The following is a 20,401-nucleotide window of genomic DNA, read 5'->3' as shown; positions in this document are numbered from 1 at the left end:
CATGGAAGGTCCTGCAGAAGCCGCCGACGAGAAGGGCTTTTCCAAGGCGATGACGGAATTCTGGGTGTTTGGCTATGGCTCGCTGATCTGGCGGCCCGGCTTCGACTTCGTGGAACGCCAGAAGGCGCGCCTCGCCGGCTATCACCGCTCGCTCTGCATCCACTCGCATGTCCATCGCGGCTCGCCCGAGCGGCCGGGCCTCGTCTTCGGGCTCGACCGCGGCGGCTCCTGCGTCGGCATGGCCTTTCGGGTGGCGCCGGAGGGGTGGGACGAGGTCGTCGCCTATCTGCGCGAGCGAGAACTCGTCACCAACGTCTATCGCGAGCTGACGCTGCCGGTGCGGCTCGAGGACGGGCGCAGCGTGCGCGCGCTCGTCTATGTCGTCGATCGCGGCCACACGCAGTATGCCGGTCGCCTGACGGTCGAGCATGCGGCGGAGATCGTGCGCCGCTCGCACGGGCAGTCGGGTCCGAATGTCGACTATGTCCGCAGCGCGCTCGACCATATCCGGGAGATGGGCCTGCGCGACAACTGGCTGGAAGCCGTCGTGCGCCGGCTGTGAGCCGGCGACCGCGCTCGCGACCTAAGAAGAGGGCTGCGCTTCCAGGCTGTCCTCGGCGGCGAGCCGGGCCTTCACCAGCTCGCTCATCGGCAGGTCGCGGCTTTCCTCGAAGGCCTTGCGGATCAGCGCATCTGAACGGATCTCGATTTCGAAGCTCACCCGTTCGAGGAAATCGTCACGCTCGAGGCCCGGCGGGATGACGGTGAGGAATTCGGCCCGGATCGTGCCGGGACGGCGCACGAACTTGCGGCGCGGCCAGTAGAGGCCGGAGTTCAGCGCCACCGGTACGACCGGCAGGCCCAGAGCCTCGTAGAGGCGGAAGACCCCTGGCCGGTATTGCGGCGCTGCGCCCGGCTGCACGCGCGTGCCTTCCGGGAAGATGACGATCTGCCGCCCTTCGGCGATGGCCTTCTCGGCGCCCTCTACCATCGAGGCGACGGCGGCGCCCCGGCGGCCGCGCTCGACCGGGATCATGCCCATACGGGCGGCGAACCAGCCGAACAGCGGAATGCGCATCAGCTCCTTCTTCAGGACGAAGGTCGGCCGCTCGACTTCGGGAATCAGCGCGAACACCTCCCAGAAGGACTGATGCTTCGATGCGATGATGCAGGAGCCTGCTGGGATGTTCTCCTGCCCGGTGATGCGCGCCTCGATGCCGGCGACGTACTTAAGCAGCCACAGGCTGGAGCGCGCCCAGTTCTTCACGATCGTCCAGGCGGTGCGCTCGGGCACGATGAAGAATACCGGCGCGTAGATGATCAGCTGCCCGATCAGGTTCAGATAGAACAGGAGGTTGAACAGGAGCGATCGAACGACGGTCATCGGGGCGAAGGCACCTTGGCTTGGCGCAGGCCTGAGGCCGGCGCGGGAGCTGTGCGCCGCCGGCCGGCGCTTCGGCGCACAGCCTTACGATGCTGCGGTCGTGATTTGAAGGGTTGGCCGGCCGAAGGCTGCGGCCAGCCACGACCGACTGCGTCAGTCTTCAGTGCCCGTCGCCTGCTGGCCGAGTGCGGCAACCCGGCGGCCGCCGACTAGATTGCGGGCCTCGATACCCGTGACATCGCGGAAGCGGACAGCCAGAAGCTTGGCATATTCGGTGACAAGCACCTTCAGCCCCATGCCGTTGGGCAGGCTGGACGAGCTCCAGAGATCGGCCCGACGCACTGCATAGGGGATGATCGTGCGCACCTCCGATACGCGGTCGAACTCCCGCAGGGAACGCGGCATGTGGTAGTCGCTGGTGACGAGGATCAGCTCGTCGAAGCCGCGCAGCCGCGCCCAGCGATTGGTCATCTCGGCATTGCCGACCGTATTGGCGGCATAATCGATGTCGACGCAGCAATCGAACCAGGACCGATCGGTCGCGGTCAGGCGCGACAGCGTGTCGATGCTGGTGCCGGGATTGACGCCGCTGATCAACAGGCGGTCGGCAAGGCCCGTCTTCAGGAGGTCGATGGCCTGGTCGAGCCGGGCCGCACCGCCGGTGAGGACGACGATGCCGTCGGCGCGCTCGATCTTGGCGGGCGCTGCGAACATCGTGATCTCCTGCGCGAAACGCAGGAAGCCGCCGCCCAGATAGCCCGCGACGAGCAGGAGGGCGATGCCGACGCCAAGCAGGCCGCGCCGCATCCAGCGGCCGGCCGAGTGCAGCCGCGCATGTTCGAGAGGCTGCCGCTTCGCCTTCGCGTCCTGGCTGCTCCAGCCTGGGATCGTTGCATCGCTCATCAAGGCGAAGCTAGGGGAGGAAGGCGGCATCGGCGAGGCAGAGTCCGTAAAGTTATGCCCGTGAGTCTCCGCCAGTAGCATTAACAGGGCCTTACCCCTCGACCGGCGACAGCATGTCGATCGCCGCCAGTTGCCGCTTGACGGTCAGCCGTGACGTCATCGCCGTTAGCCCCGCAACCGTCACCACGATGATCACGACGCCGGCATAGCCGGACCAGCCGATCGAGAAGGAGCCGAACAGGGCTGTGATCTGATCCGCCTCTGGCGTCGCCTGGTTCATCTGCGTCCAGCGTCCCATCGCGACGAAGACGATCAGCGCCGCGGCGCCACCGATGACGGCGCCGGCCAGACCGAGCTTCAGAAAGTGGCGCTGGAACTCGCCGGCGATGAAGCCCGCCTTGGCGCCGACGAAATGCAGCACCTCGATGATGTGGCGGTTGCCGGACATGGCGCCGCGCGTGGCGAAGACGACGGTCAGCACCGTCGCGATCATCACCAGCGTCAGGATCGCCGCGCCGATCAGCACCGTCGCATGCGCCATGGAGACGAGCCGCGATACCCAGGCACGGTGATCGTCGAGGCTCGCCGCCGGCACGGCGGTGCGCAGGCGGGTGCGCAGCTGCTCAAAGTCCGGCGGGTTGCGCTCGTCGATACCGATGACGACGAGGCGTGGCACCGGCAGCTCCTCCAGATCGAGCCCCTCGCCGAGCCAGGGCTCCAGCAGCCGCTGCGTCGCCGCATCGCCGAGCGCATCGGCACCGGTGACGCCCCGCGTCTCCAGCGCGATCATCTGCACCGTCTGCAACGCCGCATTCATGTCGAGCCCCTCGTCCGGCTTGATCTGGACGGTGATCTCGCGGGCGATCTGGCTCTGCCAGTTGGCGGCCGTGTCGGAGACGAGCGTCACCGCGCCGAGCGTCAGGCTGGCGAGGAAGGTCATGATGCCGATCACCGTCATCAACGCGCGACCGGCGACATTGGCCGGCGGGACGATCGGCGTCGGCCTGGTGCGACGCGGCTTGCGGCGCGGCAGGCCGAGACGTTCGCGCCATTCGTCGATGCGCTCGCCAAACTCAATCATAGATGTCGAGGCGCCCATCCGAGAGGATCAGCCGGCGTGCTTCCACCTGGTCCATCAGTGCGAGGTCGTGCGTGGCGATCACCACCGCCGTGCCGGTGCGGTTCAGCTCCATGAACAGGCGGAGCAGACGGCGCGCCAGCGGCGGATCGACGTTGCCCGTCGGCTCGTCGGCGAGCAGGATGTCCGGCTGGTCGATCAGCGCGCGGGCGATGGCGGCGCGCTGCTTCTCGCCGCCGGAGAGAACGACGGGCGGAGCGTCGACGCGCTCGCCGAGGCCGACCCATTTGATCAGCTCGATGACGTCCTGCCGGTAGGTCGATTCCTCCTTGCCGCGCACCCGCAGCGGCAGCGCGACATTTTCGTAGGTGGTGAGATGGTCGAGCAGCCGGAAATCCTGGAACACGACGCCGATGCGCCGGCGGATCGACGGCAGGTCGGCGCGCGTCAGCGTCGAAGCGTCGCGGCCAAGCACGGTGATGAGGCCACGCGTCGGCTTCAGCGCCAGGAACAGCATCCGCAGCAAGCTCGTCTTGCCGGCGCCCGAGGGGCCGGTAAGGAACTGGAACGACTGGCGCTGGATGCTGAAAGTCAGGTCGCGCAGGACTTCCGGGCCCATGTCGTAGCGCAAGCCGACATTCTCGAATCGAATCACGTTTCCGGAGCCCCTCGCCTGCCGCCGCCGCGGATTCGTTCAACCGGTGCACTGTGGTGATTTCAGGCCGCAGTGCCTAGCCGGCGCCTCCCCGGAGGCATCTGCCAGCTTCGCGATTCTAGTTCGTAAACCGCCTGTTAACCATAAGTCCGTACCCCTTGCCGAATGGTTAAGGGAGCCAGCGATGACCGCCTTTGACGACCATCCGTCAGCCTCGCCGCTTCGTCGGCGACCCGGCACCCCGTCGGATTGCCTGCGGAGCCGCGTGATCGACGGGACGGCATCCGTCGTCAGCCGGCGCGCGCCGGCGGTTGGCAGCACGAAGGCAACCTCCCCCGGCGAAGGGCAGCCGCGCATTCATGATGGCCGCGCCGCGCGTCGAGCGCGCAACATCACCGTCGTCGATCCGGCCGCTGCCGCGGCTGCAGTCCGGACAGCACGCGCAGGGCGGACCCGGCCCGAGCGCGACCTCGTCTTCCAGGGATCGGCCCGCCGGGCGGCAACGGCCGGTGCGAGCAGAAGAGACGCGGAGGCGACGCTCTTCCGGATGGGGACCGCCATTCGCACGCTCATCGCCGAACCGGTTGCCTTTGGTACCGCCGGCGTGCTCATCCTCTTGATCGGAATTGCTGCTTTGTCGGGCACGCCTCGCGCCCGGGATGCAGCCGTGACGCCGCCGCCGGGCTCTATCCGGGTTAGCGAGGTGACGGAGCGCCGCAGCAACACGCGCCATGCGTCTGCGCACCTCTTCGAGAAGGACAATCGCCTGCGATGATCACGGTCAAGGGCAAGACCATCGAGACGCTCTTCTCCGCCGAGGCGATCGCAGCCGAGGTGCGGCGCGTCGCCCATGAGGTCGCCGCCGGCGCCCCGGAGAACCTGCTCGTCGTCTCCATTCTCAAGGGTTCTTTCGTCTTCACGGCCGACCTGATCCGGGCCCTCCACGAGGCCGGTGTCGCGCCGGAAGTGGAGTTCATGTCGCTGTCGAGCTACGGCGCCGGCACGAAGGGCGGCGATGTGCGCATCATCCGCGACATCGAGGGCGAGGTCGCCGGCCGCACCGTTCTGATCGTCGACGACATCCTCGAGTCAGGCAGGACCATTAAGTTCGCGCGCGAGCTGATGCTGTCGCGCGGCGCGATCGGGGTCGGCATCGCTGTCCTGCTGGACAAAAGCATGCGGCGCGAGGCCGCGATCGACGCCGATTTTGTCGGTTTCGAGTGTCCGGATCACTTTGTGGTTGGCTACGGTATGGATGCGGGTTACGCGTTCAGAGAGCTGCCCTTTGTCGGCCGGATCGTGGATTGAGGTCGCAGCAGCATCGCAGCCGGGCAGAGAAACCGGGCGCGCAACGCAGAGGGGGATGACATGGCACGGATCCTGATCGCCGAGGATGATGCCGGTGTGCGCCGTCTGGTCGCGCGCGCGCTCGCACTTGACGGCCACGTGCTTTCGCTCGCCGAGGACGGCGAGGAGGCACTGGACACCCTTACCGCTGCCGACGGCGCCTTCGATCTTCTACTGTCGGACATCCGCATGCCGGCAATGGACGGAATCGCTCTCGCCCATGCTACGGCTTCGCGCTGGCCGTCCCTGCCCATCCTGCTGATGACCGGCTATGCCGAGCAGCGGGAAGCGGCGGACGATCTGTCCGCGATCATCGAGGGCGTGCTGGACAAGCCGTTCACACTTGCCGAAATTCGCAATGCGGTGGATCGCATCGTCGGAACTGTTGCGGCGCCGGCGCTCGACCTCGCATATGTCGAGCCGCTACTCTCCTGCGCCTGACCAGACCTACAGCCGTGCCACGATGAAGAGGCGCGGGAAGGCGAGCAGGCGCCGCCCGTCGCTGCGGACGGAATAAGCGCCCTCCAGCCGCTCGGCATAGGCCCGCAGGAACGCCGAGCGCTGCGCATCCTCCAGCCCGTCGATGAAGGGTTTCAGCCCGGTCGAGCGGAGCCATTCGACGATTGCTTCGATGTCCGGCATCGGGTGGTGATAGACGATGGTCCACACGTCGACCTCGCTCGCCACGGTCGCCAGCAGGTCGTAATAGCGCTCCGGCGGCAACAGCCGCTGTCGTGCCGTCACGACGTCTGCGAGCCGCTCCCGCCAAGGACCGTCCTCGGCCGTTTCGCGCATCAGCCGGTGCGACGGCTCGTCGAGATTATCCGGCATCTGGATCGCCAGGACTCCGCCCGGCGCCAGCAGTCCGGCAAGGCGCGGCAGCAGCGTCTCGTGATCGCCCACCCATTGAAGGACCGCATTGGCGAAGATCACCGAAGGTGGCACGTCCGGCATCCAGGACACGACATCCGCACGGTGAAACTCGGCGCTCGGCAGCCTGCGCCGGGCCTCGGTCAACATCGCCTCCGACGTATCGACACCGATGATGGAGGATCGGGAAAAACGCCTGGCGAGCAGCTCGGTGGAGTTGCCTGGCCCGCAGCCGAGGTCGACGACCGGTCCCGCGGTGCGCGGTTCGACACGCGCCAGAAGATCGGTCGAGGGTCGCGTGCGCTCAGCCTCGAAGCGCAGGTAGAGCGCCGGCTCCCAGTCCTTCATTGCAGCCCGCCTTGCTGAACCCAGAGCCACGACGGCGGCTCAGGGCGTCTTCAACAGGCGCTCGAGATACTGGCGTTCGAGCTCCGGCGACAGGGCGTCGCCGAGCCTGTTGCGGATGGCATCGAGGATACGCCGCGCCCGCTGCGTATCGATTTCGTCGGGAACCCCGACGTCCTGGCCGAAGTCGGGCCCCTGCGTGGCGCGCTGACGTCCGAGCGGATCGCGGCCCGAACGCTGTTGCCCCGGCCCGAAGCCCTGTCCCATCTGCCCTTGCCGCCCTTGCCCCTGCTGTCCCTGTCCCTGCTGCATGGCCTGCTGCATCTGCTTCATCGCGTCGCGCGCACCATCCCGCAACGCCTGCAGTGCCTGCCCCTGCTGGCCGACGGCTGAGCCGTCGTCGCCTTGCCCCAGCGATTGCTGCGCCTCGCCCATCGACTTGCCGGCCTTGCCGAGCCCCTCGCTCGGCTGCATCCCCATGCCCTGCATCTGCTGTTGCAACGCCTCGAGATCCTTCTGGAGCTGCCCCTGCTGCTGGGCGAGCTGATCCAGGGCCTTCTGTAGCTCCTCCGCGGTCATCGGCTGCTGGCCCTGACCGCTCTGCTGACCCTGCTGGCCTTGCTGCCCCTCCTGGCCCTGCTGAGGCTCGCCCTCAGTGCCGTCCTGCGGCGCGCCGTCCTCCATCCCGTCCTGGCTCTCCATCTGGCGCCGGCCGAGGTCGAAGGTCTTGTCCATCAGCTGCTGCTGGCGCTGCAGCATCTCGCCCAGCTTGTCCATCTGCTGCTGCATGGGGTTCTCGCCGCCCTGCTGCTGCTGGCCCGGCTGCGCCGTCTGCAGGTTGTCCATCATCTGCTGCAGCTCGGACAGGAGCTGCTGGGCGGCACCCTTGGACCCTGACTTGGCGAGATCCTCGATTTGGTCGAGCATCTTGTCGAGATCCTGCGGGCGGATCTCCTGCATCTCGCCGGCCTGCATCTGCTGCTGGCTCATCGGCGGCATGTTCTTCATCGCCTCGGCCATGGCCTGCAGATACTCCTGCATGGCCTGGCGCAGCTCCTGCATCAGCCGGTCGATCTCTTCGTCGGATGCGCCGTTCTCCAGCGCCTCCGAAAGCTGCTCGCGCGCATCGCGCAGCTTCTTTTCGGCGATCGACAGGTTGCCGTCCTCGATGCCGAGGGCGATCTGCCACAGAAAGTCCACGGCCGAGCGCAGCGCATCGTCGTCATGGGCGGTGGCGATGCGCGTGCGCACCGCCTTCAGCGCCAGGTAGGCTCCGGCCTCGGGGATGAAGTCCTCGCCGTGCAGTGTGACGGCATCGAGCATCTCGACGACGCGCGGCGCAGCCTGGGCATCGAGAGCCAGGATGCGCCGCTGCTCGACCACAGCCTTCGCCAGCGGATTGCTGAACGGCCGCTGCGGCAGCATCAGCGTCAGCGGCTCGGAGCGGCCGCTCTGCCCGGCATCGTCCACGGCCACGAGCGTCATAGCGACACTGGCGCCGGCATAGGGGCTTTCCGTCAGATCGACCGAGGTGCGGCCCTTGGCCTCGCCCTTGGTGCGGCGCGGCAGTGCCAGATTGATCTCGGGCTTCTCGACGAGCGGCCGGGCACCGGCGGCCACCAGCGGATCGGTGACGGTAATCTCCGCCCGCCCCTGCCGAACGCCATAGTCGTCCGTCACTCGATAGGCGAGCTCCAGCGCCCCGTTCCGGGCAATCTTCGGATCACCGTCGAAGGCGATGGAGGGATCGTTGTCGGGCGTGACGTCGAAGCGCCAGTTGCCGAGCGTCGAAAACGCCGTGGCGAGCACTGCCGAGCCGCTGGCGCGCAACGGCACGTCGTATTGCCGCGGGCCGCTGTCGTCGGTTTTTGATTCGCCATCTGCCTTTGCCACGGCGGTTGCCGAGGCGGAAGTAGTGGCAGCGACGCCGTCACTCCCAACGGGCGCCGGCTTCGCAGGCGCGGTCGATGCCGGATTGTCGCTCTTGGCAGCCTCGCTGCCCGGCTCGATCGTCACCGCCGCGCCCCCGCCCGCGGGCTGGAAGGACAAGGTCGCGCCGGTGCCGTCGGAGAGGCGCACCGAAAGGACACTGCCCTCGGGCACGGTGACGCCACCGAGATCATCGCCGTTCGCGCCCGTCAGGAAGATCGGCGCCTTGCCGGTATAGGAGGGCGGCGTCACCCAGGCATCGAGCCGCGCGCCAGGCGCAAGGCGGCCGTCATCCGGGCGGAAGGCGTCAGCGACCCGACCGCCGCCGGAGCCGAAGGAATAGCCAAACGCGACCACCAGCGCGAGCGCGAGGATGGCGCGCAGGCCGTGCGGGTCGAGGCGTTCGGTGCGCGGTGCCGGCAGGCCGCCCGTCAGCCCCTGGAGCCGTTCGGCCATGCGCCGCTGATGCTCGCGCCATAGCGCCGCGGCAAAGGGATCGGTAATCGCCGGCCGCTCACCCTGTGTCTGCAGCGGCTGATGCTGAAGCGCGCTGGCGCGCTCGATACGTTGCTCGACCGCGGCGCGGTTCGGCCAGCGTAGGCCGCGTGCACGCCACAAGGCGACGAGCGCCGCTGCAACGAGAAGGACGAGGATGGCAATGCGGCCGGGGAACGGAGTGGCCGCGAAGAGGCCCGACCAGGCAAGCGTCAGGAACACGGCCAGGAGGCATGAGAGCGCGAAGACGACCGGCCACAACCGCTCGAGGAGGAGCGACAGGAAGGCTCCCGTTCGTGTCCAGCGCAAGCGCGCCGGGCGGTCCGATGCGTCCGGACGTGGCGTCATGCCGAGCATCGTTCCCGTTTCGATCGACAATGGACGAGCTTAGCGTCTTTTGCGGCGAAGGCGAGGCGGATGTCCGGTCGCAGGCTGCGGCCACGCGCCGCGACGCGTGATCCGACACGACGGTTGTCCGCCCAATGGCCGCCGAGCCTGATCAGGCGCCCAGCCAGGGCGGCAGCCTGTCGAGGCCGATCAGTTCCTCGATCGTCTGGCGCGGCCGCACGGCGAAGTAGGCGTCATCCTTCACCAGCACCTCGGCGATCAGCGGCCGGCTGTTATAGGTGCTCGACTGTGCCGCCCCATAGGCGCCGGCCGTCGCGACATAGACGAGGTCGCCAGCCTTGACCGGATCGAGGGCGCGATCCCTGGCGAGGAAGTCGCCGCTTTCGCAGACCGGACCGACCACGTCGGCGATGAGCGTTGCGCCGTCGTGAGGCTCGATCACCGGCGCGATGTCGTGCCAGGCCTCGTAGAGCGTCGGCCGCACCAGATCGTTCATCGCGGCGTCCACAATGACGAAGGTCTTGGCCTCGGTCTCCTTCACATAGAGGACCTTGGCGACGAGGATGCCGGCATTGGCGGCGATCATCCGGCCGGGTTCGAACACAACGCGGCAGTTAAGATCGCGCACATGCCGCTTGACGATCTCGGCATAGGCCGGCGGCTCCGGCGGCAGCTCATCGCCGCGGCGATAGGGAACGCCGAGGCCACCGCCGAGATCGACATGGTCGATGCGATGACCGGCCGCCCGCAGCCGCCGCACCAGCCCCGCCAGGCGGTCGAAGGCGAGATCGAAGGGCGCAAGCTCGGTAATCTGGCTGCCGATATGCATGTCGATGCCGGTCACCGTAATGCCCGGCAGCTCCCGCGCCCGCTCATAGACCGTTTCGGCGCGATCGAAGGCGATGCCGAACTTGTCGGACTTCTTGCCGGTCGAGATCTTGGCGTGTGTCCTGGCGTCGACATCCGGATTGATCCGGAAGGACACATGCGCGTCCCGGCCAAGCGCCACCGCCCGCGCCGAAAGCGCCTCCAGCTCCGGCTCCGACTCGACGTTGAAGCAGAAGATGCCCGCGGCCAGCGCCATGTCCATCTCGTCGGCCGTCTTGCCGACGCCGGAGAACATGATCTTCTCGGCCGGGATACCGGCGCTGAGCGCTCGGCTGAGCTCGCCGCCCGAGACGACATCGGCGCCGGCTCCGAGCCGGGCGAGCGTCGTCAGCACCGCCTGGTTCGAATTGGCCTTCATCGCGTAGCAGACCAGCGCGTCGATATCGGCGAAAGCATCGGCGAAGACGCGGTAGTGCCGCGTCAGCGTCGCCGTCGAATAGCAGTACAAGGGCGTTCCGATCGCCTCTGCGATCGCCGGCACCGGCACGTCCTCGGCATGAAGGACGCCGCCGCGATACTCGAAGTGGTTCATGCGGGGATATGCGGCAAGGCCGCCCTTTCCGGACGCCGGACGGGGCGCCCGGCAGAGGCTTCAAGTCGAACGAGCAGGGCGCCGGCCGACGCGGTGCTAGTTCAGCAGCGGATCGAGGAAGAAGGTCTTTTTCTTGGCGTCGCGGTTACGCGCGACCTCGGCCGCATCGATCTTGGTGTCCTCGTCCAGCGTGGTGATGTCGGCGCCGCGCCCGAGGCCGGTCTTGTTCGGATCGACCACCACCGGCCGGAAGGACGTATCGGCCGGCCGGGCGATCTCCTTCTCGCGCGAAACCGTCGGCGGCACCTTGGTGGTGGGAGCGACCGGCGAATTCTTGACGCCGCAGCCGGCCAACGTCGCGGCGGCGACCATCACGGCGGCGATTGCCGCGGCACGCGTCAGAACAGTCATCGTTCCCCACTCACACGAAGGCAGTCACGCTACCGCCGGACGCGCCAGCAGCGGGCCGCCCGTTGGTTAGTTCATCGCTCATAGCCGATACGGCCGGAGAAATCACCCGTTCTACGATCGATCGCCGCTCTGCTGCTGATCGGCCTCGCGGGTGAGACGCTCGCGCCAATAGGCAATCTGGCTGCGCACATTGTCAGGCGCCGTGCCGCCGAAGCTGGTGCGGCTGTTCACCGATGCATCGACGCCGAGCACGGAGTAGACGGCCTCGGTGATGCGCCCGTCGATCGACTGCAGCGCCTCCAGCGGCAGCGCCTCCAGTCCGACCTTGCCGGCTTCCGCCAGCGCCACGGCGCGTCCGGTGACGTGATGGGCCTCACGGAATGGCAGCCCCAACTCGCGCACTAGCCAGTCGGCGAGATCCGTCGCCGTGGAATAGCCATGGCCGGCTGAGGCACGCATACGCTCCGTATCGACGGAAAGGTCGCGGATCATGCCGGTGGCGGCGGCGAGCGCCAGCGACAGGCTGTCGATGGCGTCGAAGACCTGTTCCTTGTCCTCCTGCATGTCCTTGGAATAGGTCAGCGGCAGCCCCTTCATCACCGTCAGGAGCGAGATGAGAGCGCCGTTGATGCGGCCTGGTTTGGCCCGCACCAGCTCGGCGGCATCGGGATTGCGCTTCTGCGGCATGATCGAGGAGCCGGTCGAAAAGGCATCCGACAGGCGCACGAAGCCGAATTGCGGCGTCGACCAGATGACGATCTCCTCGGCCAAGCGGGAGAGATGGGTTGCGGCGATCGCGGCGACTGCGAGGAACTCCAGCGCGAAGTCGCGGTCCGACACTGAATCCAGCGAGTTGCGCGTCGGCTCGCGAAAGCCGAGCGCCTGCGCCGTGCGATGACGGTCGATCGGGAAGCCTGTGCCGGCCAGGGCCGCGGCGCCGAGCGGCGATTCATCCAGCCGCTCCAGCGCGTCGCGGCAGCGCGACAGGTCGCGCGCGGCCATTTCGACATAGGCGAGGCAGTGGTGGCCAAAGGTGACGGGCTGGGCGACCTGAAGATGGGTGAAGCCCGGCATCACCGTGCCGGCATGCTCCTCGGCGCGGTCGAGCAGCGCTTCGATGAGGCGCGTCAGCGCGCCGGCGGTCGACTGCAGCGCCGCTTTCACATGCAGGCGGAAGTCAACCGCCACCTGATCGTTGCGCGAGCGCGCCGTGTGGAGACGCCCGGCGGAAGGACCGATGATCTCGGCGAGCCGCGCCTCTATGTTCATGTGGATGTCTTCGCGCTCGCGCGAGAAGGAGAACCGCCCCTCGGTGATCTCCGCGGCGATCTGGTCGAGCCCGTCCCGAATCGCCGTCGCGTCGGCTGTCGAAATGATGCCTTGTTCGGCCAGCATCTCGGCATGCGCTTTTGATCCCGCGATGTCTTCCGCATAAAGACGTCTGTCGAAATCGATGGAGGCGTTGATCTCCTCCATGATCGCATCCGGGCCGGAGGCGAAGCGGCCGCCCCACATCTGGTTGCTCGTCTTCTGGCTCATCGGACCTCTGAAAGGCTTGCGCAGTGACACAGGACAATCCGAGCGCCCGGCGTGGCAGGACACTGGCGCTCGTGGCGGCTCTGGCACTCGTCAGTGGCATCGCAGCAGGAGCAGCCGGCATATACGTGATGGAAACCGGCGCTGGCAACGAACTGGCGGCGGCCGTCGGTCTCGGCACTGGCGGGAGCGGCCGCTGCCCGCTGGACGATGCCGCTCGCGCCGCCCTCGACAAGGCGGCCCGCGGCGAGGTCGCAGCCGTGCAGGCGCTCGATGCGCCCGTCGACGTCGCAAGCCTCGCCTTCGACGACGAGGCCGGCGCGAAGAAGACGCTGGCCGACTTCTCCGGCAAGGCGCTGCTCGTCAACCTATGGGCGACATGGTGCGTCCCCTGTCGTCAGGAGATGCCGGCGCTCGACGCGCTGGAGCGCCAGAAGGGGGACGGCCGGTTCGCTGTGCTGCCGATCAACATCGACATGGGCGGCCCGGACAAGCCGAAGGCCTTCTACGCCGAAACCAACCTGACGGCCCTCCCCTTCCTGCGGGACGCGTCCATGGGCGTCTTCAACACGCTGAAGGGCGAAGGTCTCGCCGTCGGCCTCCCGACAACGCTGCTGGTCGATGAAACCGGCTGTGCGCGAGCCGCGATCAGCGGACCGGCGGAATGGGCGAGCCCCGACGCGCTGACGCTGATCGAGGTTCTGAAGCAGCAGGTGGCGGCGCCGAAGGCCTGACGGCCAAAGGCTCGCAGCGCACAGCGAGCGCCACGATCGTGGCTGCGCTCAAGAGCGCCTACGACGCCGCCGTGCTCAATCCAGCCACATCGGGACGATCGAGGCGAGCAGCAGCAGGGCGAGAGCAACGTTGACGACACGCCACTGCCAGTCGCGCCTCAGCAGGCGGGCGAGCAGCAGCCCGGCGATGCACCAGAGGGTCAGCGAGATTGCGGCGGCGACGCCGAAGGTGATGCCGAGAATCGCCGAGAGCCGCCCCGGCCCGTCCGCAAGCGCGACGAAGGACGCGGCGGCACCGGTCGTCATCGCCCAGCCCTTCGGATTGTGCCAGACCAGCCAGACCCCCGCGGCGAAGCGCGTCGGCCGCACCGTGCCACGGTTCAGATGCGGCGGGCCGCCGAGCGCGAGCTGCAGCGCCAGCCAGGCAAGGTAGAGAGATCCGACGGCCTTGATGGCGAGCTGCAGCGCCGGCAGCTCCTCGATGACGGCGCCGAGCCCGGCCGCCGCGGCTGCCCCCATCGACGCCAGCCCAAGAGCGATGCCGGCGATCAGCGGCAGCGACCGCCGATAGCCGAAATGGGCCCCGGAGGCGGTCACGAGCGCCGACGCGCCGCCGGGGGACAGGGTCGCAACGGCAGTGAACAGCAGCAGCGGCAGGAAGGGCTCCAGCATCGTCGTCGGCCTCTCGTCGGGAGCCGAAGCGTTAGAGCAGCGCTAGACTTCATGGAAACGAATGCTGATAATGCTCAGCATTACGTTCCATGATGCCGTATGACCCGCGAACTCGACCTGGACCTCGTCCGCACCTTCCTCAGCGTTGCCGACCACGCCAGCATGACCGCGGCAGCCAACAGCCGCCACCGGACGCAAGGGGCCGTGAGCCAACAGGTGAAGCGGCTGGAAGAGACCTTCGGCACCGTGCTCTTCGCGCGCGACCGGCGCGGCATCCGGCTGACGGCCGCGGGCGAGCAGTTGCTGCCAAAGGCGCGGCGCCTGCTCGGCCTCAACGACGAGATCTGGTCGGAGATGACGGCCGGCGCTGTCCGGGGCCAGGTGCGGATCGGCGTTCCCTATGATCTCGTCGGCACGCTGCTGGCGCCGCTGCTGCGGACCTATGCAGAGACCCATCCCGAGGTGGAGGTCTCGCTCCATTGCGCGTCGTCGACCGAACTTCTCGGCGTTCTCAACAGCGGAGCGATCGATCTCGCCCTGATCGAGGAGCCCGCTGACGCCATGACGGGCGAGTGCCTGCGCGTCGAGCGGCTGCTTTGGGTGGGGGCGAGAGCCGGCGAAGCGTATCGGCGGCGGCCGCTGCCAGTCTCGATGGTGGCGGAAAGCTGTGCCTTTCGCCCGGTGGTGCTGGCGGCGCTGCAGCGGCAGGGCGATGCCTGGCGCACGCTGTTCGAGAGCGGCGCTATCGAGGCGACGACGGCGATGGTCCGCAGCGACCTCGCTGTGACGGCCTGGCTCGCCTGCACCATTCCGTCTGGGCTCGACATTCTCGGCGCCGAACACGGGCTGCCGGAACTGCCGTCCTTCGCCATTACGCTCCATCGACCAAAGGGCAGTCCGACGCCGGCTGCCGCAGCGATGCTGCGCCACATCCGCGAAGGCCTCGTGGACAGGGCGCGCGACTGACGACGCACCGTTCAAAGGCTCGATACAGTCCCGCCTCCTCGAAGGCTCCCCCTTGTTTCGCAACGGCACGCAGCCTTTGACGACGCGGCGAGCGGCGATGCCCCACCGGCAATGGATGGCGTTAGGAAGGATCTTAAGGCCGAAGTTCACGATGCTTTCAGGGAAACGGTAGAGCAAACGCGTGTCGCGTCACCAAGCCGCAGGCACGCATGGACCAGTCGCTCGATTTCTTCACCCTTTACGTCGTCATCGTCGCGCTGGCGCTCTCGCTGACCGCGGTCTGGGGCGCGATCGCCTGGCAGAATCGCGGCTTTGCCAGTGCCCGCACCTGGTTCATCGCCTGCCTGGTGCAGGCCGGCGGCGGGTTGATGCTGCCCTTCCAGTACGGGGCGAACGGCGTCTATGTCGCGGCACTCGCCAACGGGCTCATCGTCTACGGCTTCTGGCTGTTCTGGATGGGCCTGCGGCGCTTCCAGGGCGAGCGGCCGGAGCCCGGCCTGCCGGTGGCGGCAAGCCTTGCCTGCGCCGCGCTGACGGTCGCTCTGTTCGCCAGCAACGAGCTCATCGCACTTCTCTATGCCGTCAGCCAGATCGCGCCGATGGCCGCCATGCTGGCATCCCTCATCCGGCATGATCGCGGATCGATCGGCGCGGTGATCGCCTGCAGCGGCCTTGCCGTCGGCATCGCGGGCCATGTCGTCGTCATCGGGATGAACCTCGTCATCCTCGCCAGCTCCGGCCCCGTGCCAGATTGGTCAGCAACCGCCGCGCTGACGATGCTCGGCGTCATCTTCAGCGGCCTTCTCCTCAACTTTGGGCTGACGGTCGCCACCATCGATCATCTGCGCGACGAGCTGGCGACGCTGGCGGATACCGATCCGCTGACGGGCGTTCTCAACCGGCGCGGTCTTGAACGTTGGTTGAGTTCGGATGCCTGCGGCCGAGCCGAACGCCACGGCGTCCTCGCGTTGGACCTTAACGAGTTCAAGCAGATCAACGACCGTTTCGGACATGACACCGGCGACGAATGCCTGATCCACTTCGCCCGCCTGATCAGGGCACAGCTGGACGACGAGGCGCGGCTCGCCCGGCTCGGCGGCGACGAGTTCTGCATCATCCTGCCCGATGCGGGGCAGGACGACTGCAATGCGGCGGCGGCATCAATCCAGGCAGCGCTCGCTAGCAGTCCGCTGATCGTGCGCCGCCAGAAGCTGCATCTGGCCTGCAGCATCGGCGGCGTGGTCTGGCACCACCGGGCCGGCATGGCGTTCCAGGAGGCATTCGCGACGGCGGACAAGGCTTTGTACGCACGCAAGAGCCGCCGTTCGGCTTGAGCCGGACACTTGAGCACTGCAGCTGCGCCTACTGCCTCGCATGGCTATGGCGGGGCGCAGGAGATCGAGACGCCTCGTCGGCGGATGCTTCAGTTCCTTCCGGCGACCTAAATCGAACGGCCGAGTCAGCGCCGGCCTGTTTCACCCGCCGCTGTGCGAAAGCGCGAACGCGACGAGGAGACCGATAACTACCAGGAAGCCGGTGCCGCCGCGCTCCCCTTCGACGGCCTCGGGGATCATCGTGTCCGCGACCATCGTCAGAAGCGCGCCTGCAGCGACCGCGTTGACCGTGGCGAGAAGCGCCGGAGACGCGTCGCCGAGCAGGGCTGCTCCGAGCAGCGCCGCGAGTCCTGAAACGACCGCGATGGTTCCCCACAATCCGAAGACATAGGTCTTGCTGCGCCCTGACTTGAGCATGCCTGCAGCACTCGACAGGCCCTCGGGCAGATTGGACAGGAAGATCGCCGCAAACATCGGCAGGCTGATGCCACCGCCGCCAAGAAGACCGACGCCGAGCACCACCGATTCAGGGATGCCGTCGAGAAGGGATCCGACGGCGATCGCCATGCCGCCGCCTTCACCCTGCTTCTGCTGCTGCCCCCCCGAACGCTTGCGGTGATGTCCGCCGCTGCGCGCGACCAGCCAGTTCGCGATCGTATAGGCGACGGACCCGGAGACCGCGCCAAGAATGATGGGCTCGATGCCGGCGCTCTGGAAGCCCTCCATGATGAGGTCATAGGCGACGGCCGAGATCAGGACACCGCAGCCGAAGGCCATGATGCCGGTGATCACTCTGACCGGCAGTTTGACGAAATAGGCGAGCGCGGCACCGATCACGAGAGACGACGCGCCGGCCAAGCCCCAGAAGCCCGCTTCCAACCAGATCGGCATGATACGATTTCTTCTTCACTCGGTCGCAGCGGGCGTGCCGGCTCACGTAACACCCACCTTCGCTTCAAGCGCCTGCCGAGCAGATCGTTCCGAGGAGGACGCCTCGCCGTGGCCCATGAGCGGCCAGGGCCAACGGCGGTGCTACCGCGTCGGCACCGGCATCTCGCCGCGATAGTCGTAGAAGCCGCGATTGGTCTTGCGGCCGAGCCAGCCGGCCTCGACATATTTCACCAGCAGCGGGCATGGCCGGTACTTCGAATCGGCGAGCCCGTCATGCAGCACCTGCATGATCGACAGGCAGGTATCGAGGCCGATGAAGTCGGCAAGCTGCAGCGGCCCCATCGGGTGATTGGCCCCGAGCTTCATCGCCGTGTCGATCGACTCCACCGAGCCGACGCCTTCGTAGAGGGTGTAGATCGCCTCGTTGATCATCGGCAGCAGGATGCGGTTGACGATGAAGGCCGGAAAGTCCTCCGACACGGTCGCGGCCTTATCGAGCGATGCGACAAAACGCTTGGCCGCATCGAAGGTCGCGTCGTCCGTCGCGATGCCGCGCACGAGTTCGACCAGCTTCATGACCGGCACCGGGTTCATGAAGTGGATGCCCATGAAGCGCTCCGGCCGGTCCGTTGCTGCGGCGAGCCGGGTGATCGAGATCGACGAGGTATTGGTGGCGAGCACCGCCTCAGGCTTAAGCACCGGGCAGAGATCGGCGAAGATCCGGCGCTTGACGCTCTCGTCTTCCGTCGCCGCCTCGATCACGAGATCCATGGTCGAAAGCGCGCCAATGTCGGTCGCCGTCTTCACCCGGGCGAGCGCCGCAGCCTTGTCGGCTTCTGTGATCTTGCCGGAATGGAGCTGGCGGTCGAGCGTTCCTGCCAGCCGCTGCTGGCCACTCGTCAGGCGCTCGGGCGAGAGGTCGTAGAGGGTGACGTCGAAGCCGGCCAGCGAGGCGACATGCGCAATGCCGGCGCCCATCTGTCCGGCGCCGACGATGCCGATCGTCCTGAAATGCAAGTCCATCCTCACCGCCTCCTCCGCGGCGCCCGGTCGGTCGAGCCGATCAAGCCGGCCCTAACCGAGTGCGGACGCGGGCGACGCTCCTCCAGTCGCCTTGCTGCGCCGCAACATTAACGACGGAAGGAGATCAGGTCAAAGACCGAGACGATGCCTCACAGCTTGGCAGCGAGTTCCGGCACAACGGTGAAGATGTCGCCGACGAGGCCGTAATCGGCGACCTGGAAGATCGGTGCCTCGGCGTCCTTGTTGATGGCGACGATGACCTTGGAGTCCTTCATGCCGGCGAGATGCTGGATGGCGCCGGAGATGCCGCAGGCGACATAGAGCTCGGGCGCCACAACCTTGCCGGTCTGGCCGACCTGCCAGTCGTTGGGAGCGTAGCCGGCGTCCACCGCAGCGCGCGAGGCGCCGATGGCCGCGCCAAGCTTGTCGGCGAGCGGCAGCATCACCTCCTCGAACTTCTCCTTGGAGCCGAGCGCCCGTCCGCCGGAGACGATGATCTTCGCCGAGGTGAGCTCGGGGCGTTCGCTCTCGGCCAGCCGCGCTTCCACAAAGCTCGACAGCGCCGGATCGGCGGCGGCCGCGACCGCCTCGATCGGCGCCGATCCGCCCTCGCCTGCTGCCGCAAAGGCCGCAGTGCGCACGGTGATCACCCGCTTGGGATCGGTCGACTTCACCGTCTGCAGCGCGTTGCCCGCATAGATCGGCCGCTCGAACGTATCAGGCCCTTCGACGGCAGTGATGTCGGAGATCTGCATGACGTCGAGCAGCGCGGCGACGCGCGGCATGACATTCTTGCCCGTGGTGGTCGATGGCGCGACCAGCGCATCATAGCTGCCGGCGAGACTGACGATGAGAGCCGCCAGCGGCTCGGCCAGAGCATGGGCATAGGCCTCCGCGTCAGCGGTCAGCACCTTGGCGACGCCGGCGAGCTTTGCGGCGGCCTCAGCGATCGCGGCAACGTTGCTGCCGGCGACGAGGACGTGAACGTCGCCGCCGAGCTGCGTTGCGGCGCTCAGCGCCTTCGCCGTCTGCTCGTTGAGGGCGCCATTGGCGTGTTCGGCAAGAAGAAGCGTGGTCATGGCGTATGGTCCGTTCGTTCGATCATCGGCGGTAGCGGGTCGAAGGCGCTCCGCCCTGTCGGTTGACACATGAGCAGCACGGCGCGAGGCGCCGGCCGAGCTCAGATGATGCCGACCTCGTTCTTCAGCTTGCCGATCAGCTCGTCCACCGAGCCTACCCGGACGCCGGCCTCACGGCGCTTCGGCTCGACCGTGCGCACCACCTGCAGCCGCGGCGTCAGGTCGACGCCGAAGTCGCCGGCGCTCTTCTCCTCCAGCGGCTTCTTCTTGGCCTTCATGATGTTGGGCAGCGAGGCGTAGCGTGGCTCGTTGAGGCGAAGATCCGTGGTCACCACGGCCGGCAGCTTCAGCTGAACCGTCTGCAGACCGCCATCGACCTCGCGCGTCACCGTGGCGCCGCCGTCGGCGAAGGTGATCTTGTTGGCAAACGTGCCCTGGCTCCAGCCAAGCAGCGCCGCCAGCATCTGGCCGGTCTGGTTGGAGTCGTCATCGATCGCCTGCTTGCCGAGGATGACGAGGTCGGGCTGCTCGGCCCCCACCACGCCCTTCAGGATCTTGGCAACCGCCAGCGGCTCGACCGTGCCTTCGGCCTTTACGAGAATTCCGCGGTCGGCGCCCATGGCGAGCGCGGTGCGGAGCGTCTCCTGGGCTTGGCTGACGCCGATCGACACCGCTACCACCTCGGTTGCCGTGCCGGCCTCCTTCAGCCGCACGGCCTCCTCGACGGCAATCTCGTCGAACGGGTTCATGCTCATCTTCACATTGGCAAGATCGACACCCGTGCCGTCCGCCTTCACGCGGATCTTCACGTTGTAGTCCACAACGCGCTTGACGCAGACCAGCACCTTCATCGAACCCTGCTCCCGTTCCTGCACCCGGCAGCCGCCGCGGCCGTCTCATTTCACTGCCCGCGCTACGATCGCGGGCATCATCACCAGGTGGCGATAAGGCGCTTTGCAGGCGCCGTCAAAGCCTGAAGCG

21 protein-coding genes are annotated in these 20,401 nt (G+C 67.4%); 7 read left to right on the top strand and 14 right to left on the bottom strand.

What is annotated here, in order from left to right; all coding sequences use genetic code 11:
* Window positions 1–49: 49 nt before the first annotated feature.
* A complete protein-coding gene (locus C0R46_RS17265) occupies window positions 50–562 on the top strand; it encodes a gamma-glutamylcyclotransferase (RefSeq protein ID WP_102960981.1) in 513 nt (170 codons plus the stop codon).
* A gap of 21 nt (window positions 563–583) precedes the next feature.
* Here C0R46_RS17265 and C0R46_RS17260 read toward each other — a convergent pair whose 3' ends face one another.
* From C0R46_RS17260 to ftsE, 4 genes are all read right to left on the bottom strand, one after another.
* The gene (locus C0R46_RS17260) at window positions 584–1,384 is read right to left on the bottom strand and encodes a lysophospholipid acyltransferase family protein (RefSeq protein ID WP_102960909.1); all 801 of its coding nucleotides are present in this window, start codon (window positions 1,382–1,384) and stop codon (window positions 584–586) included.
* Between the two features lie 153 nt (window positions 1,385–1,537).
* Window positions 1,538–2,287: a YdcF family protein gene (locus C0R46_RS17255; protein ID WP_102960908.1), complete on the bottom strand. Its 750-nt coding sequence runs from the start codon at window positions 2,285–2,287 to the stop codon at window positions 1,538–1,540.
* A gap of 91 nt (window positions 2,288–2,378) precedes the next feature.
* The gene (locus tag C0R46_RS17250; protein ID WP_198598392.1) at window positions 2,379–3,368 is read right to left on the bottom strand and encodes a cell division protein FtsX; all 990 of its coding nucleotides are present in this window, start codon (window positions 3,366–3,368) and stop codon (window positions 2,379–2,381) included.
* Window positions 3,361–4,020 (bottom strand): cell division ATP-binding protein FtsE, encoded by a 660-nt coding sequence (ftsE, locus tag C0R46_RS17245; RefSeq protein WP_102960907.1) that lies wholly within the window; start codon window positions 4,018–4,020, stop codon window positions 3,361–3,363. The genes C0R46_RS17250 and ftsE overlap by 8 nt, the downstream gene beginning before the upstream one ends.
* Before the next feature lie 184 nt (window positions 4,021–4,204).
* Here ftsE and C0R46_RS17240 point away from each other — a divergent pair, with 184 nt between their 5' ends.
* Genes C0R46_RS17240 through C0R46_RS17230 form a run of 3 tightly spaced genes read left to right on the top strand, consistent with a single transcriptional unit; the run spans window position 4,205 to window position 5,808 of the window.
* On the top strand, window positions 4,205–4,795 hold the full coding sequence (locus C0R46_RS17240) for a hypothetical protein (protein ID WP_102960906.1): 591 nt from the start codon (window positions 4,205–4,207) through the stop codon (window positions 4,793–4,795).
* Window positions 4,792–5,328, top strand: coding sequence for a hypoxanthine phosphoribosyltransferase (hpt, locus tag C0R46_RS17235; RefSeq protein WP_102960905.1), 537 nt, complete (start codon window positions 4,792–4,794; stop codon window positions 5,326–5,328). The genes C0R46_RS17240 and hpt overlap by 4 nt, the downstream gene beginning before the upstream one ends.
* A gap of 60 nt (window positions 5,329–5,388) precedes the next feature.
* Complete coding sequence (locus C0R46_RS17230) at window positions 5,389–5,808, top strand: response regulator (RefSeq protein ID WP_102960904.1); 420 nt, start codon at window positions 5,389–5,391, stop codon at window positions 5,806–5,808.
* 6 nt (window positions 5,809–5,814) lie between these two features.
* On the opposite strand, the gene tam is transcribed toward C0R46_RS17230, so the two are convergent.
* From tam to argH, 5 genes are all read right to left on the bottom strand, one after another.
* Entirely contained in the window at window positions 5,815–6,585 is a 771-nt protein-coding gene (tam, locus tag C0R46_RS17225) for a trans-aconitate 2-methyltransferase (protein ID WP_102960903.1), read from the bottom strand.
* A 39-nt stretch (window positions 6,586–6,624) separates the two neighbouring features.
* Window positions 6,625–9,354, bottom strand: a complete 2,730-nt coding sequence (locus C0R46_RS17220) for a TIGR02302 family protein (protein WP_102960979.1) — start codon at window positions 9,352–9,354, stop codon at window positions 6,625–6,627.
* A gap of 151 nt (window positions 9,355–9,505) precedes the next feature.
* Window positions 9,506–10,774 carry a diaminopimelate decarboxylase gene (gene lysA, locus C0R46_RS17215; protein WP_102960902.1) on the bottom strand — a complete coding sequence of 423 codons (1,269 nt, stop codon included), beginning with the start codon at window positions 10,772–10,774 and terminating at the stop codon, window positions 9,506–9,508.
* Window positions 10,775–10,870: 96 nt separating this feature from the next.
* Complete coding sequence (locus C0R46_RS17210; RefSeq protein WP_102960901.1) at window positions 10,871–11,185, bottom strand: hypothetical protein; 315 nt, start codon at window positions 11,183–11,185, stop codon at window positions 10,871–10,873.
* 111 nt (window positions 11,186–11,296) lie between these two features.
* Complete coding sequence (argH, locus tag C0R46_RS17205) at window positions 11,297–12,724, bottom strand: argininosuccinate lyase (RefSeq protein ID WP_102960900.1); 1,428 nt, start codon at window positions 12,722–12,724, stop codon at window positions 11,297–11,299.
* Between the two features lie 23 nt (window positions 12,725–12,747).
* Between argH and tlpA the strand changes: the two genes are divergently transcribed.
* Window positions 12,748–13,455, top strand: a complete 708-nt coding sequence (gene tlpA, locus C0R46_RS17200; RefSeq protein ID WP_245413645.1) for a thiol:disulfide interchange protein TlpA — start codon at window positions 12,748–12,750, stop codon at window positions 13,453–13,455.
* Window positions 13,456–13,530: 75 nt separating this feature from the next.
* Here tlpA and C0R46_RS17195 read toward each other — a convergent pair whose 3' ends face one another.
* Window positions 13,531–14,127: a LysE family transporter gene (locus C0R46_RS17195; RefSeq protein WP_102960898.1), complete on the bottom strand. Its 597-nt coding sequence runs from the start codon at window positions 14,125–14,127 to the stop codon at window positions 13,531–13,533.
* Between the two features lie 99 nt (window positions 14,128–14,226).
* Between C0R46_RS17195 and C0R46_RS17190 the strand changes: the two genes are divergently transcribed.
* The gene (locus C0R46_RS17190) at window positions 14,227–15,093 is read left to right on the top strand and encodes a LysR substrate-binding domain-containing protein (RefSeq protein WP_102960897.1); all 867 of its coding nucleotides are present in this window, start codon (window positions 14,227–14,229) and stop codon (window positions 15,091–15,093) included.
* 209 nt (window positions 15,094–15,302) lie between these two features.
* Window positions 15,303–16,427, top strand: coding sequence for a GGDEF domain-containing protein (locus C0R46_RS17185; RefSeq protein ID WP_102960896.1), 1,125 nt, complete (start codon window positions 15,303–15,305; stop codon window positions 16,425–16,427).
* A gap of 141 nt (window positions 16,428–16,568) precedes the next feature.
* Here C0R46_RS17185 and C0R46_RS17180 read toward each other — a convergent pair whose 3' ends face one another.
* The 4 genes from C0R46_RS17180 to C0R46_RS17165 form a co-directional block, all read right to left on the bottom strand.
* Window positions 16,569–17,318, bottom strand: coding sequence for a ZIP family metal transporter (locus tag C0R46_RS17180; RefSeq protein WP_102960895.1), 750 nt, complete (start codon window positions 17,316–17,318; stop codon window positions 16,569–16,571).
* Between the two features lie 141 nt (window positions 17,319–17,459).
* On the bottom strand, window positions 17,460–18,341 hold the full coding sequence (locus C0R46_RS17175) for a 3-hydroxybutyryl-CoA dehydrogenase (protein ID WP_102960894.1): 882 nt from the start codon (window positions 18,339–18,341) through the stop codon (window positions 17,460–17,462).
* Window positions 18,342–18,490: 149 nt separating this feature from the next.
* Window positions 18,491–19,420: an electron transfer flavoprotein subunit alpha/FixB family protein gene (locus C0R46_RS17170; RefSeq protein ID WP_102960893.1), complete on the bottom strand. Its 930-nt coding sequence runs from the start codon at window positions 19,418–19,420 to the stop codon at window positions 18,491–18,493.
* Window positions 19,421–19,521: 101 nt separating this feature from the next.
* Complete coding sequence (locus tag C0R46_RS17165) at window positions 19,522–20,271, bottom strand: electron transfer flavoprotein subunit beta/FixA family protein (RefSeq protein ID WP_102960892.1); 750 nt, start codon at window positions 20,269–20,271, stop codon at window positions 19,522–19,524.
* Between the last annotated feature and the right edge of the window lie 130 nt (window positions 20,272–20,401).

This window comes from Mangrovicella endophytica (genome assembly GCF_002893625.1).
GTDB lineage: Bacteria > Pseudomonadota > Alphaproteobacteria > Rhizobiales > Rhizobiaceae > Mangrovicella > Mangrovicella endophytica.
The sequence above is the reverse complement of the archived record's forward strand: the minus strand, read 5'-3'. Positions and strand labels throughout refer to the sequence as shown.